Genomic DNA, 14,628 nt, shown 5'->3' with positions numbered 1-14,628 from the left:
TGTCGACTCCTTACTTACGGCCTTTACGCTGCTTCTTAGGCTTGTCGCCTTTAGGCTCTACAGCGTTAGCTGCTGGCATACCACCTAGGATTTCACCTTTGAAGATCCAAGTTTTAATGCCGATCACACCGTATTGAGTGTGAGCCGAAGAAGTTGCGTAATCAATGTCAGCACGTAGAGTGTGTAGAGGCACACGGCCTTCACGGTACCACTCTGAACGTGCGATTTCAGCGCCGCCTAGACGACCGCTTACTTCCACTTTGATACCTTTAGCGCCTAGGCGCATTGCGTTTTGTACTGCGCGCTTCATAGCACGACGGAACATAACACGACGCTCTAGCTGAGACGCGATGCTATCACCAACAAGTTGCGCATCTAGTTCAGGCTTACGTACTTCAGCGATGTTAATTTGCGCTGGTACACCTGCAATTTTAGCTACAGCTGCGCGTAGCTTCTCAACGTCTTCACCTTTCTTACCGATAACAACGCCTGGACGAGCAGTGTGAATAGTCACACGGATGCTCTTAGCAGGACGCTCGATAACGATACGTGATAGAGACGCTTTTTTCAGTTCACTTGTAAGGAACTGACGTACCTTGAAGTCGCCGTCTAGGTTGTCAGCGAAATCTTTGGTGTTAGCAAACCATGTAGCATTCCAAGGCTTAACGATGCCTAGACGAATACCATTTGGATGTACTTTTTGACCCATTGCTTACTCTCCTAGTCTCTAGCGATCTGCTACAACAACAGTGATGTGGCTTGAACGCTTCAAGATACGATCCGCACGACCTTTAGCACGAGGCATAATACGCTTCATGGTTGGGCCTTCATCTACAAAGATTTTTGCGACATTCAGATCGTCAATATCTGCACCTTCGTTGTGCTCCGCGTTAGCGATAGCAGACTCTAGAACTTTCTTAACTAGTGCAGCAGCTTTTTTGTTGCTGAACGTTAGGATTTCTAGAGCTTGGTCAACAGATTTACCACGGATTAGATCCGCAACTAAGCGAGCTTTCTGAGGCGAAATGCGAGCAAAGTTATGTTTAGCAATTGCTTCCATTATCTACTCCTTAGCGCTTCTTAGCTTTCTTATCCGCAGCGTGACCGCGGTAAGTACGTGTTGGTGCGAATTCACCCAGTTTGTGACCGATCATTTCATCAGTTACAAATACTGGTACGTGCTGACGACCATTATGGACAGCGATGGTCAAACCGATCATCGTAGGGATGATCATTGAACGACGGGACCAAGTCTTAATAGGCTTTTTGTCTCCGCTTTCCACCGCTTTCTCTACCTTCTTCAGCAAGTGTAGGTCAATAAAAGGACCTTTCTTGAGAGAACGTGGCATGGCGATTCCTCTTTATATAGATTACTTGTTACGACGACGTACGATGTACTTGTCAGTGCGTTTGTTCTTACGAGTCTTGAAGCCTTTAGTAGGCATACCCCAAGGAGATACTGGGTGACGACCACCAGAAGTACGACCTTCACCACCACCATGTGGGTGGTCAATCGGGTTCATTACAACACCACGAACCGTTGGACGGATACCGCGATGACGTGATGCACCTGCTTTACCAAGTTCACGTAGCATGTGCTCAGAGTTACCAACTTCACCGATTGTTGCACGGCCTTCAGAAAGAACTTTGCGCATCTCGCCAGAACGTAGACGGATAGTTACGTACGCACCGTCGCGAGCAACGATTTGAGCGTAAGCACCAGCCGAACGAGCTAGCTGACCACCTTTACCAGGCTTAAGTTCAACGTTATGTACTGTTGAACCTACTGGGATATTACGCATTGGTAGAGTGTTACCAGCTTTGATTGGTGCATCAACACCAGACTGAATAACATCACCAGCTACAACACCTTTAGGTGCTAGGATGTAGCGACGCTCACCGTCTTTGTAAAGAACTAGAGCAATGTTTGCGCTACGGTTTGGATCGTATTCAAGACGCTCAACTGTCGCTGGAATACCATCTTTAGTACGTTTGAAGTCAACTACACGGTAGTGGTGCTTGTGACCACCGCCGATGTGACGTACTGTGATACGACCCTTGTTGTTACGACCACCGTTCTTAGAGTTTTTCTCTAGAAGAGGTGCGTATGGCTTGCCCTTGTGTAGGTCAGCGTTAACAACTTTAACAACGTGACGACGACCAGGGGAAGTCGGCTTACATTTAACAATAGCCATTTTTAACTACTCCTGTTATTCCGCGCCGCCAACGAAGTCAAGATCTTGACCTTCTTTCAAAGTAACGTACGCTTTCTTAACGTCGCTGCGGCGACCTTGGCGTAGACCTTGACGTTTGGTCTTACCCTTAGTGATAAGAGTATTTACAGACTTAACTTCAACTTCAAATAGCTTTTCTACAGCTGCTTTGATCTCTTTTTTAGTCGCATCTTTAGCTACTTTGAAAACGATAGTGTTCGCTTTCTCAGCTGCCATAGTTGCTTTTTCAGAGATGTGCGGTGCACGTAGAACTTTTAGGATACGCTCTTCAGTGATCATGCTAGCATTTCCTCTACTTGCTTAACTGCTTCTGCAGTCATTACAACTTTGTCAAACGCGATTAGAGATACTGGATCGATACCAGCAACATCACGTGCGTCAACTTTGTATAGGTTACGAGCAGCTAGGAATAGATTCTCATCTACTTCGCTAGTCACGATTAGAGCGTCAGTTAGCTCAAGCTCTTTAAGCTTAGCAACTAGCTCTTTAGTCTTTGGTGCTTCAACTGAGAAGTTATCAACAACGATTAGACGCTCTTGACGAACAAGCTCAGAAAGAATGCTCTTCATAGCACCACGGTACATTTTTTTGTTTACTTTTTGGCTGTGATCTTGTGGTTTCGCAGCAAAAGTAACACCACCTGTACGCCAGATTGGGCTACGGATTGTACCAGCACGCGCACGGCCAGTACCTTTTTGACGCCATGGCTTAGCGCCACCGCCAGAAACTTCTGAACGTGTTTTTTGAGCACGAGTACCTTGACGAGCACCTGCTGCGTACGCAACAACTACTTGGTGTACAAGAGCTTCGTTAAACTCACGTCCGAAAGTAGTTTCGGAAACAGTTAGTGCATCGGCACCTTTAACCATTAGTTCCATTACTTACTCCTGAGACGTTATGCTTTAACAGCTGGTTTAACGATCACGTTGCCGCCAGTTGCGCCTGGGACTGCACCTTTAATAAGAAGCAGGTTGCGCTCAGCGTCAACACGTACGATCTCTAGGTTTTGAGTCGTTACACGCTCAGCACCCATGTGACCTGCCATTTTCTTGCCTTTAAATACGCGACCTGGAGTCTGACATTGACCGATAGAACCAGGAGCACGGTGAGACAATGAGTTACCGTGAGTCATATCTTGAGTACGGAAGTTCCAACGCTTAACAGCGCCTTGGAAACCTTTACCCTTAGATGTACCAGTAACGTCTACTTTCTTAGTTTCGTTGAATAGTTCAACAGTTAGTTCTGAACCAACTTCGAACTCTTCGCCGTTTTCTAAACGGAATTCCCAAAGACCGCGACCAGCTTCAACGCCAGCTTTAGCAAAGTGACCTGCTTCAGCTTTGTTTACACGGTTAGCTTTCTTAGAACCAGCTGTAACCTGGATTGCTGCGTAGCCGTCAGTTTCAAGAGTTTTCACTTGAGAAACACGGTTAGCTTCAACCTCAACAACTGTTACTGGGATAGAAACGCCTTCTTCAGTAAATACGCGGGTCATGCCCACTTTACGACCGATTAGACCAATCATACTTCTAATCTCCCTTAACCTAGGCTAATTTGAACGTCAACGCCCGCAGCAAGGTCTAGACGCATTAGAGCATCAACAGTCTTGTCTGTTGGCTCAACGATGTCGATTAGACGCTTGTGAGTACGGATTTCGTACTGGTCACGTGCTTTCTTGTTAACGTGTGGAGAGATAAGAACTGTGAAACGCTCTTTACGAGTTGGCAGTGGGATTGGACCACGAACCTGTGCGCCAGTGCGCTTAGCTGTTTCAACGATTTCCGCTGTAGAAGCATCGATTAGTTTGTAATCGAAAGCTTTTAGGCGGATACGGATACGTTGGTTCTGCATGAGACAGAGCTCCAAATTTAATAAATTACACAAACAATATCGCCACTCAAACTCGTCAAGACGAGAGAATGCCGATTGATTTATGTGAAACCGTAGCATCCAAGATTAGGACGCATTGTCAGTTAATTTTCGATTAACTATCCCTATATGCCAAAGTCACCTTTGAGGATAGTTTTTCCGAAGAAAAGATAGCTAATTGTATTAACCGCGAACATAAGCTGAGTATACATTACCTCGCAAATCCTTAGATTTGCTCGCTCCTCACTGCTCATTGGTTCACAACTGGCTTAACCAGTGCGCTGCATTATACAGATCACACTTTAGGTTGCAAGCGCTGAGTGAAAAATAATCGGGAATATTCCAAACCCCATACATTCCTCTTCGCTTGGTAGCCATTAAAACAAAAAGGACGCCGAAGCGTCCTTTTCTAAACTGTAATCGTAATAGCGGCTGCTATTATTTCTTACCGCTTGATAGTGCACCGAAACGCTTGTTGAAGCGATCAACACGGCCGCCTGTATCAACGATACGTTGCTTACCAGTGTAGAATGGGTGACACTTGTCACATACGTCTAGGTGGATAGACTCTTTACCTAGAGTAGAGTTGAACTCAAAAGAGTTGCCGCAAGAACAAGTCGCTTTTACTGCTTTGTATTCTGGGTGGATACCAGCTTTCATGGGATAACCTCAATAGTAGGCCGTGTCGCTATACGAATCTAAGCCGCACACCACACGCAATTAATAATAAAATGGGATACCGCATCAACTAATTGCCGAAGCCATATCTCAAGGCGCGATATAGTAAAGAATCACATTGCTCGGATCAACACATTTGGCAACTTTTTCGCCACTTTTTTAGCCAGACTAATCATAGAGGCACGATTCACACTGAATCGCATTGCTTTACTCGAATTTCCATACCGATTTTAATAGACTCTCATTTCCTTTCCCTCTTTTTTAATAGCTAAGAATTTATGCGTCCAACCATTGCTAGAGTGGCATTACCCGTTCCGCTCGACAAACAATTTGATTACGCCATTCCGGGGCACCTGTTTCCGATCATTGGTGGACGCGTTTCCGTACCTTTTGGACGCCAAACGTTAGTTGGCATCGTCACCGCGATGGTTAATCACTCGGACTTTCCCAAAGATCAACTCAAGCCAATCAAAGCAGTTCTTGATTCTCAGCCGATATGGTCTGAAAAGCTTTATTCGTTGCTGACTTGGTGCAGCCAGTTCTACCAATACCCACTTGGAGATACGCTACACAATGCGATGCCAGCAGCTCTACGTAAAGGAAAGCCTGCAGATTTTGCGACGCTACAAGAGTGGCAAATTACCAAATCCGGTAAAGACAAGCTGATGCAAGGGCTTGATCGTCGAGCGGTCAAACAACAGAAGGTCTTGCAAATGTTGGTTAACGGCGCTTTGCCTCACCAGGAATTTGTCGACCAAGAGATAGCCTCAACAGTACTAAAGTCTTTAGAAGAGAAAGGCTGGATTGAACGTATCGAGAAGAGGCCTGTAATCACCCAGTGGGGACAGCACGTTGAATGCGACGTCGAAAAGCCAAAGCTCAACCACGAACAAGCGCTGGCTATTGCGAGTGTAAATAGCCAAACAGGTTTTGCCTCCTATTTATTAGAAGGCGTCACGGGCTCAGGTAAGACAGAAGTGTACCTCAACCTTATCAAGCCAGTTTTAGAGCAAGGTAAACAAGCCTTGGTTTTAGTACCAGAGATTGGCTTAACGCCCCAAACCATCAACCGCTTTAAACGCCGTTTTAATGTGCCAGTTGACGTCATCCACTCCGGGTTAAACGAGACGGAGCGTCTGAATGCGTGGCTTTCTGCACGCGACAAAGCGGCCGGAATCATTATCGGCACACGCTCTGCCCTACTCGCGCCTTTTGCTGATCTCGGGATTATCATTGTGGACGAGGAACATGACACCTCTTACAAACAGCAAGATAGCTTGCGTTATCATGCACGCGATGTTGCTGTAATGCGCGCTCATAAAGAACAAGTTCCGATTGTTCTGGGCTCAGCCACACCTGCACTGGAGACATTGCACAATGCCTTGTCAGGCAAATATCACCATTTAACACTAACCCAACGAGCTGGCTCTGCCGTGCCAACCACTAATAAAGTGTTAGATGTAAAAGGTCAGTATTTAGAAAGTGGCTTATCTGCCCAACTGATTGCCGAGATGCGCAAGCATTTAAAAGCGGGCAATCAAGTAATGTTGTTTCTTAACCGCCGAGGCTTTTCGCCCGCTTTGATGTGCCATGAATGCGGTTGGATTGCAGAATGTAAACGCTGTGATGCGTACTATACGTTCCACCATTACAGCAACGAAATACGCTGCCATCACTGCGGCTCACAACAACCGGTAATTCATCAGTGTCAGGGGTGTGGTTCAACTCAACTGGTTACCGTCGGCGTAGGAACGGAACAACTCGAACAACAATTGACTCAGTTATTTCCAGAATACAACGCCATTCGCATCGACAGAGACAGCACACGCCGCAAAGGTAGTTTGGAAGATGCCCTTGAATCGATTCGTAAAGGTGAACATCAAATTCTGATTGGCACCCAAATGCTGGCTAAGGGGCACCATTTTCCAAATGTAACGCTCGTTGCTCTTTTGGATGTTGATGGCTCTCTCTATAGTAGTGACTTCCGCGCTTCCGAGCGACTAGCGCAGTTGTTTATTCAAGTCGCAGGTCGTGCCGGCCGCGCAAGTAAACCTGGCGAGGTTATCCTACAAACCCACCATCCTGAGCACAGCTTGCTGCAGGCCCTACTTCAAAAAGACTATCGCCACTTTGCTATGACTGCTCTGGAAGAACGCAAACTGGCTCAGCTTCCGCCTTATAGTTTCTTGACTCTGTTTAAAGCAGAGGCGAACCAAAGTGAGGTAGTTGAAGACTTCCTGCGTCAGGTTCGCTTTACGTTAGAGTCACACCCTCTGTTCGATGATTCCTGCATGGTGTTAGGCCCTACTCCTTCACCTTTGGCCAAGCGGGCTGGTAAATACCGTTGGCAACTATTACTGCAAACTCAGCATCGTTCATTGATGCAAAAGTTATTAACCAGTGCCAAACCTGCTATTGAGTTGTTGCCAAATGCTAAGAAAGTGCGCTGGAATTTAGACATAGAACCACAAGATCTCAGCTAGCAAACGTTTAACTATGTAATGAATTACCATTTAATGTGACCAGAATCACACCAAGATTACAATTTTTGTTAAACAGACCGTAACTTTCACTTTAGAAATGAATAGACTATCCAAATTAGAAAAGTCTAAAGTGACTTGTTTGCACAGGCTTAGATTAAAACAATGACTATTCCCACAAATTGATATCGCGGTGAAGAATCCATTTTCCCACTCGTTAACACGAACTGAGCGAAGAGCAAATACAGCTCTAACTCGGTTTGATTACTCTGATTTCAAACCGGAATAACGTCATCTTGGCAAAAAATAAATGAGAGGTTAAAAACTATGGCGACAATGAAGGATGTTGCCCAGCTTGCGGGAGTGTCTACGGCTACGGTATCTCGAGCCTTAATGAATCCAGAGAAAGTCTCTTCTTCTACAAGAAAGAGAGTAGAAGATGCCGTACTTGAAGCGGGTTATTCTCCAAACTCATTAGCGCGTAACTTACGTAGAAACGAATCAAAAACCATTGTTACTATCGTTCCCGACATCTGTGATCCTTATTTTTCTGAAATTATTCGCGGTATTGAAGATGCAGCCATGGAACATGGCTATCTAGTCCTGCTGGGCGATAGCGGACAACAGAAGAAACGCGAAAGCTCTTTCGTTAACCTCGTATTTACTAAGCAGGCAGATGGAATGCTACTGCTTGGTACAGATCTACCATTCGATGTCAGTAAGCCAGAGCAAAAGAACTTACCTCCGATGGTAATGGCGTGTGAATTTGCGCCTGAACTCGAGCTTCCGACAGTACATATTGATAACCTGACCTCAGCATTTGAAGCGGTGAATTACCTGACCCAATTAGGTCATAAACGCATTGCTCAAATCTCTGGACCAGATACAGCAATATTGTGTCAATTCCGCCAGCAAGGCTACCAACAAGCCCTGCGCCGTGCCGGCATCAATAAAGATCCGCAATATAGTGTCATTACTGAGTTCTCTTTTGATGGCGGAGCAAAAGCCGTTCGTAAACTGCTCGAATTGCCAGAACCACCAACGGCTATTTTCTGTCACTGTGACACAATGGCCATCGGCGCAATTCAAGAAGCGAAAAAGCTTGGCTTACGAGTACCGCAAGATCTCTCTGTTGTGGGCTTTGATGACATTAACTTCGCTCAGTACTGCGATCCACCGTTGACCACCATCTCTCAACCTCGCTATGAGATTGGTCGACAAGCGATGCTAATGATGCTCGAGATGTTAAAAGGCCACGACGTGCATTCAGGCTCACGTCTGCTTGAAACTAATCTCGTCATTCGTGGAAGTGCAGCGCCACCACAGCGCCCTTAACCTAAAGATTAGGTATTCATCCCCAAAGCGGTGCTAAGGCGCCGCTTTTTTTATTTACCCCTCCTGCTTTTTGTGTATCCCTGAATAAATGTAAGTGAGAACGGAAACACACTCCTACACTCGGGCGTTGTCGCGCTTTAGCTATCAAGATTCTATCAATAGGGTGTTTTCTCAACTCGTTCTGGATTAACATATTTGCAAGAATCCTTGATGACCAGAAATAACCGTGGCAAATAGAGATTATGTAAGACGAGGGCGAGGCGCCCCAAAAAAGTCGACAAAAAAACAGCCGCCGAAAAGAAAAAAACCTTGGCGCAGTGGCCTGCTCGCTATCTTGCTCGTGGGCGGTTTTTGCTATGGTCTTTACCTTTTGAGTAGTGACCCAGAACCTAAACAACCAGTCGTGAAGCAGCCAACAACCACTGTAAGCAAACCAAAGCCGAAAAAAGACTTGCCGCCACCACCAGAAGAAAAATGGGAATATGTTGAGTCACTACCGAAACGTGAAGTTGAAGTTGTGGCCAAAGAAATTGAAGTTTCTAAAATTCCTTACATCATGCAGTGTGGCGCGTACAAAACTCAGGCACAAGCCGAAGAGCGCAAGCTTGCAATCGCGTTCCAAGGGATGTCGAGCAAGATTCGTAAGAAAGAAGGCAGTTCATGGTATCGCGTGGTGCTAGGTCCGTATAAGTTCAAACGTGATGCAGAACGTGACCGTCATAAACTGCAACGCGCGAAAATCGAGCCGTGCGCGATTTGGAAAGAAAATCTTTAAACTCAGGCCCTAGGAGCTAAGATCCTAGGGCCTTTCTTTTTGCCCCCTTGAATCCCCATTTCTCCTCCCCCATATACTGAATTAAATCCAAAGAGAAATAATCAAGAGGTCGACTGTGACTACCATTGTATCTGTACGTCGAAATAATAAAGTCGTCATCGCGGGTGATGGCCAAGTATCTCTAGGCAATACCGTAATGAAAGGTAATGCGCGCAAAGTTCGCCGCCTATACAACAACCAAGTACTAGCGGGCTTTGCCGGCGGTACTGCGGATGCCTTCACCCTTTTTGAGCGCTTCGAAAGCAAACTGCAAATGCACCAAGGTCACCTAACCAAAGCGGCAGTTGAGCTAGCCAAAGACTGGCGTAGCGATCGTGCTTTGCGCAAGCTCGAAGCCTTACTTGCCGTTGCCGACGAAACCGCATCGTTAATCATTACCGGTAATGGTGATGTCGTACAGCCAGAACACGACCTGATTGCGATTGGCTCTGGTGGTGCTTACGCACAAGCTGCCGCAACCGCCCTACTAGAAAACACAGATCTAGATGCTCGTGAGATCGCGGAAAAAGCTCTCAATATCGCGGGTGACATTTGTGTCTTCACTAACCATCACCACACGGTAGAAGAGCTAGACTCAACAGTAGAGCCTGAAAAACCAACCGCGTAATCGTAACGAAGTAAGGAAAGAATATGTCTGAAATGACGCCTCGCGAAATCGTTCATGAATTGAACCGCCACATTATCGGTCAAGAAAAAGCCAAGCGTTCGGTTGCGATTGCACTTCGTAACCGCTGGCGCCGCATGCAGCTTGAAGAAAGCTTGCGTGCCGAAGTGACGCCAAAAAACATCTTGATGATTGGTCCTACTGGTGTTGGTAAGACTGAAATCGCACGACGCCTCGCAAAACTGGCAAATGCCCCTTTCATCAAAGTTGAAGCGACAAAATTCACCGAAGTGGGTTACGTTGGTAAAGAAGTTGAAACCATCATCCGTGACCTAACCGATGTCGCTGTGAAAATGACGCATCAACAAGCGATGGAGAAAGTGAAATTCCGCGCAGAAGAGCAAGCGGAAGAACGCATTCTTGATGCGCTACTGCCACCAGCACGTGATAGCTGGGGTCAAGCAGAGCAAACGGAAGAGTCTTCTCACACTCGCCAGATCTTCCGTAAGAAACTGCGTGAAGGCCAACTAGACGATAAAGAAATTGAAATCGACGTAGCCGCACCGCAGATGGGCGTAGAGATCATGGCGCCTCCTGGTATGGAAGAGATGACTAACCAGCTGCAAGGCATGTTCCAAAACCTGGCAGGCGACACTAAGAAAAAACGTAAGCTGAAAATCAAAGACGCAATGAAAGCGTTAGCGGAAGAAGAAGCGGCGAAACTGGTAAACCAAGAAGAGCTAAAAGAAGCAGCGATTTTCAACGTTGAAAACAACGGCATCGTATTTATCGATGAGATCGACAAGATCTGTAAACGCGGCGAGAGCTCAGGCCCAGACGTTTCACGCGAAGGTGTTCAGCGCGACCTACTTCCATTGATTGAAGGCAGCACGGTATCAACCAAGCACGGCATGGTAAAAACAGACCACATTCTGTTTGTTGCATCTGGTGCATTCCAAGTGGCAAAACCATCTGACTTGATCCCAGAATTGCAAGGTCGTCTACCAATTCGCGTTGAGCTAGAAGCACTAAGCAGCAACGACTTCAAACGCATTCTGACAGAACCAAAAGCCTCTCTAACAGAGCAGTACGTTGCGTTGATGAAAACGGAAGATGTGGACATCGAATTCACAGAAGACGGTATCACGCAAATCGCGGAAGCTGCATGGACGGTCAACGAGAGCACAGAAAACATCGGTGCTCGTCGCTTACACACCGTAATGGAACGCTTGATGGATGAAATCTCTTACGACGCAGCGGAGCAATCTGGCGCTAAATTCGTTATTGATTCCGCTTACGTGAAAGCGCGCCTAGGCGACACAATTGAAGATGAAGATCTAAGCCGCTTTATTCTTTAAACGCAATCTATTTTACCAAAGCCCAGAACCTTGTTTCTGGGCTTTTTGTTTAGAATGGCGGTGACTTTGACAACATCTAAATCAAAAGCTCTCGTCATTCTAGCGAGCTCAAGCGAGACTAAGAATCTGGTAACAACAGACGCCTACTCTTCCTCGCTCACCTTAATCACCGCACAATCGGACGATAGATTCTGAATCACACTCGTTCCTCGCTGTTCAGAATGACGGTTACTGTGACAACACCTAAATCAAAAGACCTCGTCATTTTAGCGAGCTCAAGCGAGACTAAGACTCAGCTAACAGCAAGCTCCTATTCCTTCCCACTCACCTTAACCACGGCACTATTGGGACGATAGATTCTGAATCACACTCGCTCCTCGCTGTTCAGAATGACGGTGACTTTGACAACATCTAAATCAAAAAGATCTCGCCATTCTAGCGAGCTCAAGCGAGACTAAGAATCTAGTAACAGCAGACGCCTATTCTTTCCCACTCACCTTAACCACGGCACTATTGGGACGATAGATTCTGAATCACCTCGTTCCTGGCTGTTCAGAATGACGGTGACTTAGACAACATCTAGACCAAAAGCTCTCGTCATTCTAGCGAGATCCAGCGAGACTAAGAATCTGCTAACAGCAGACGCCTATTCTTTCCCACTCACCTTAACCACGGCACTATTGGGACGATAGATTCTGAATCACACTCGCTCCTCGCTGTTCAGAATGACGGTGACTTTGACAACATCTAAATCCAAAAGATCTGGTCATTCTAGCGAGCTCAAGCGAGACTAAGAATCTGGTAACAGCAGACGCCTATTCTTTCCCACTCACCTTCACCACCGCACAATCGGATGATCGATTCTGAATCACACTCGTTGTTCAGAATGACGGTTACTGTGACAACACCTAAATCAAAAAGATCTCGTCATTCTAGCGAGCTTAAGCGAGACTGAGAATCTGGTAACAACAGACGCCTATTCTTCCTCGCTCACCTTAATCACCGCACAATCGGATGATCGATTCTGAATCACACTCGTTCCTCGCTGTTCAGAATGACGGTGACTTAGACAACATCTAAATCAAAAGATCTCGTCATTCTAGCGAGCTCAAGCGAGACTAAGAATCTGCTAACAGCAAACGCCTTTCTTTCCAACTCACCTTCACCACTGCACAATCGGATGATCGATTCTGAATCACACTCGTTCCTCGCTGTTCAGCATGACGGTGACTTAGACAACACCCAAATCAAAGGATCTCGTCACTCTAAGAGCTCAAGCGAGACTAAGAATCTGGTAACAGCAGACGCCTATTCTTTCCCACTCACCTTCACCACCGCATAATCGGATGATCGATTTTGAATCACACTCGTTGTTAAGAATGACGGTGACTTTGACAACACCTAAATCAAAAGACCTGGTCATTCTAGCGAGCTCAAGCGAGACTAAGAATCTGCTAACAGCAAACGCCTTTCTTTCCAACTTACCTTCACCACTGCACAATCGGACGATAGATTCTGAATAACCCTTTGACTTCTAGCTGAGTTGTTTTAGGTCAATAGCGTATCTGCCTCTTTGTGCTTATACTGGGCACATTGGTTACTAGCACGAAATTTCCATGAAACAATCTCTACAGATCTGGCTTGAAGCCGCTCGTCCAAAAACATTACCTCTGGCATTGGTCTCTATCTTAACAGGTAGCGTGCTCGCCTACTCGGCGGGTCATTTCTCACTGACGATTGCCATCATGGCTTTCGTAACCGCGACATTGCTGCAAATTCTATCCAACCTGGCAAACGACTATGGCGATGCCGTTCAAGGTACAGATAACGACAAACGCCTCGGCCCATTACGAGCGATGCAGTCAGGCGCGGTAAGTGCTAAACAGATGAAACAAGCGATTATCTTTAACATCGTTCTGACCGCCATTTCAGGCTTGGTGTTGGTTTTCTATTCACTAAGTTCACTGGAAAGCATTGTCACATTTATCGGGCTGGGAATTCTGGCCATTCTCGCCGCCATTGCTTATACCATGGGTAGCAAACCATACGGTTACGTGGGGCTTGGCGATATATCAGTATTCTTGTTTTTTGGTCTACTCGGTGTATCCGGTACCTACTTCTTGCATACTGGTCACGTAGACACCACGCTATTCTTACCTGCTTTAGGCTGCGGTTTACTCGCCGTTGCAGTACTCAACATCAACAATATGCGTGATATAGAGAACGACCGAGAGTGTGGTAAACGCACGGTGGCGGTACGCTTAGGTCAACGTAAAGCCAAACAGTACCACTTTATTTTACTTGGTGGTGCTATCCTTGCCTTTGCAGCTTACTTGTTAATTCAAGACAAACCCGTTTGGATTAGCTTGCCATTTTTACTTAGTATTTATTTCGTGGCCGATCATGGTAAAGCAGTTTGGCATACACAAAAGCCCGCTCAGATAGCACCCATGATGCCAGTCATCGTGAAATGTTCTCTAGTCACCAACGTTTTGTTTGCAACAATTGTGGTAGCTCAAACTCTAGTAAGTTAAAAAAGGATTGTCATTGCATTGACTTAATGCCTAGATATACTCAAAGACAACCAATTTCTGTTTAGAAAGGTACGCTATGGAATACAATACCTCAGCACTCTGTGATATCTACCTCGATCAGGTAGATGTGGTTGAACCAATGTTCAGTAACTTTGGCGGTCGCGCTTCATTTGCCGGGCAAATCACCACCATCAAGTGTTTTGAAGATAATTCGTTGATCCGCGAGACATTAGAGCAAGATGGACTTGGTCGCGTTTTGTTAATTGACGGTGGCGGTTCCCTACGTAAAGCCCTTATCGATGCAGAAATCGCAACCATTGCGGAAGAAAACGAGTGGGAAGGCATTGTCGTTTACGGCTGTGTTCGTGAAGTCGATGAACTTGAAGATATGAACTTAGGCATTCAAGCCCTCGCTTCTATTCCTGTTGGAGCGACCAGTCAGGGTATTGGCGAATTGGATGTACCAGTCAACTTTGGCGGCGTCAGCTTCTTACCTGAAGATTATATTTATGCTGATAGCACCGGAATTATCCTGTCGCCTGAACCATTGAATATTGATTTAGAGTTGGATGAAGAAGCATAGCGAGTCTTAGGTGTCTAAGTTATAGGGTCTTCTCTTAGCTATCAGCGCCTAGCCTTGTCTTAACATTTTCTACTTCCCTAAAACACAAACACCCGCTTAGCGCGGGTGTTTTTAATTT

At 46.0% G+C, this 14,628-nt stretch carries 16 protein-coding genes; 7 read left to right on the top strand and 9 right to left on the bottom strand.

Annotated features, from left to right (window positions below):
- Nucleotides 1–10: 10 nt before the first annotated feature.
- From rpsC to rpmE, 9 genes are all read right to left on the bottom strand, one after another.
- The gene (gene rpsC / locus NL626_RS15810; protein ID WP_005383161.1) at nt 11–709 is read right to left on the bottom strand and encodes a 30S ribosomal protein S3; all 699 of its coding nucleotides are present in this window, start codon (nt 707–709) and stop codon (nt 11–13) included.
- An 18-nt stretch (nt 710–727) separates the two neighbouring features.
- The gene (gene rplV, locus NL626_RS15805) at nt 728–1,060 is read right to left on the bottom strand and encodes a 50S ribosomal protein L22 (protein ID WP_005383164.1); all 333 of its coding nucleotides are present in this window, start codon (nt 1,058–1,060) and stop codon (nt 728–730) included.
- Nucleotides 1,061–1,070: 10 nt separating this feature from the next.
- Nucleotides 1,071–1,349 carry a 30S ribosomal protein S19 gene (gene rpsS / locus NL626_RS15800; RefSeq protein ID WP_004394525.1) on the bottom strand — a complete coding sequence of 93 codons (279 nt, stop codon included), beginning with the start codon at nt 1,347–1,349 and terminating at the stop codon, nt 1,071–1,073.
- Nucleotides 1,350–1,370: 21 nt separating this feature from the next.
- Entirely contained in the window at nt 1,371–2,195 is an 825-nt protein-coding gene (gene rplB / locus NL626_RS15795) for a 50S ribosomal protein L2 (protein WP_005383168.1), read from the bottom strand.
- 15 nt (nt 2,196–2,210) lie between these two features.
- On the bottom strand, nt 2,211–2,513 hold the full coding sequence (gene rplW / locus NL626_RS15790) for a 50S ribosomal protein L23 (protein ID WP_004398471.1): 303 nt from the start codon (nt 2,511–2,513) through the stop codon (nt 2,211–2,213).
- Nucleotides 2,510–3,112: a 50S ribosomal protein L4 gene (rplD, locus tag NL626_RS15785; RefSeq protein WP_005379556.1), complete on the bottom strand. Its 603-nt coding sequence runs from the start codon at nt 3,110–3,112 to the stop codon at nt 2,510–2,512. Before rplD ends, rplW begins: the two co-directional genes overlap by 4 nt.
- A gap of 17 nt (nt 3,113–3,129) precedes the next feature.
- On the bottom strand, nt 3,130–3,759 hold the full coding sequence (gene rplC, locus NL626_RS15780; RefSeq protein ID WP_005379555.1) for a 50S ribosomal protein L3: 630 nt from the start codon (nt 3,757–3,759) through the stop codon (nt 3,130–3,132).
- A 14-nt stretch (nt 3,760–3,773) separates the two neighbouring features.
- Nucleotides 3,774–4,085 carry a 30S ribosomal protein S10 gene (gene rpsJ, locus NL626_RS15775; RefSeq protein ID WP_004410492.1) on the bottom strand — a complete coding sequence of 104 codons (312 nt, stop codon included), beginning with the start codon at nt 4,083–4,085 and terminating at the stop codon, nt 3,774–3,776.
- Nucleotides 4,086–4,541: 456 nt separating this feature from the next.
- Nucleotides 4,542–4,763: a 50S ribosomal protein L31 gene (gene rpmE / locus NL626_RS15770; protein WP_005379546.1), complete on the bottom strand. Its 222-nt coding sequence runs from the start codon at nt 4,761–4,763 to the stop codon at nt 4,542–4,544.
- 296 nt (nt 4,764–5,059) lie between these two features.
- Between rpmE and priA the strand changes: the two genes are divergently transcribed.
- From priA to rraA, 7 genes are all read left to right on the top strand, one after another.
- Complete coding sequence (gene priA / locus NL626_RS15765) at nt 5,060–7,264, top strand: primosomal protein N' (RefSeq protein WP_213969834.1); 2,205 nt, start codon at nt 5,060–5,062, stop codon at nt 7,262–7,264.
- A gap of 303 nt (nt 7,265–7,567) precedes the next feature.
- On the top strand, nt 7,568–8,596 hold the full coding sequence (cytR, locus tag NL626_RS15760; protein WP_254901949.1) for a DNA-binding transcriptional regulator CytR: 1,029 nt from the start codon (nt 7,568–7,570) through the stop codon (nt 8,594–8,596).
- Between the two features lie 226 nt (nt 8,597–8,822).
- Entirely contained in the window at nt 8,823–9,371 is a 549-nt protein-coding gene (gene ftsN / locus NL626_RS15755; protein ID WP_253657526.1) for a cell division protein FtsN, read from the top strand.
- Between the two features lie 115 nt (nt 9,372–9,486).
- On the top strand, nt 9,487–10,038 hold the full coding sequence (gene hslV / locus NL626_RS15750) for an ATP-dependent protease subunit HslV (protein ID WP_005383176.1): 552 nt from the start codon (nt 9,487–9,489) through the stop codon (nt 10,036–10,038).
- A gap of 23 nt (nt 10,039–10,061) precedes the next feature.
- The gene (hslU, locus tag NL626_RS15745; RefSeq protein ID WP_025768349.1) at nt 10,062–11,393 is read left to right on the top strand and encodes an HslU--HslV peptidase ATPase subunit; all 1,332 of its coding nucleotides are present in this window, start codon (nt 10,062–10,064) and stop codon (nt 11,391–11,393) included.
- Between the two features lie 1,616 nt (nt 11,394–13,009).
- Nucleotides 13,010–13,927, top strand: a complete 918-nt coding sequence (locus NL626_RS15740) for a 1,4-dihydroxy-2-naphthoate polyprenyltransferase (RefSeq protein WP_005383178.1) — start codon at nt 13,010–13,012, stop codon at nt 13,925–13,927.
- A gap of 76 nt (nt 13,928–14,003) precedes the next feature.
- On the top strand, nt 14,004–14,510 hold the full coding sequence (gene rraA / locus NL626_RS15735; protein WP_005379537.1) for a ribonuclease E activity regulator RraA: 507 nt from the start codon (nt 14,004–14,006) through the stop codon (nt 14,508–14,510).
- Nucleotides 14,511–14,628 lie beyond the last annotated feature (118 nt).

Origin of the sequence: Vibrio sp. Y58_MX_L22 (assembly GCF_024181865.1) — a bacterium.
Classification (GTDB): domain Bacteria; phylum Pseudomonadota; class Gammaproteobacteria; order Enterobacterales; family Vibrionaceae; genus Vibrio; species Vibrio alginolyticus.
The sequence above is the reverse complement of the archived record's forward strand: the minus strand, read 5'-3'. Positions and strand labels throughout refer to the sequence as shown.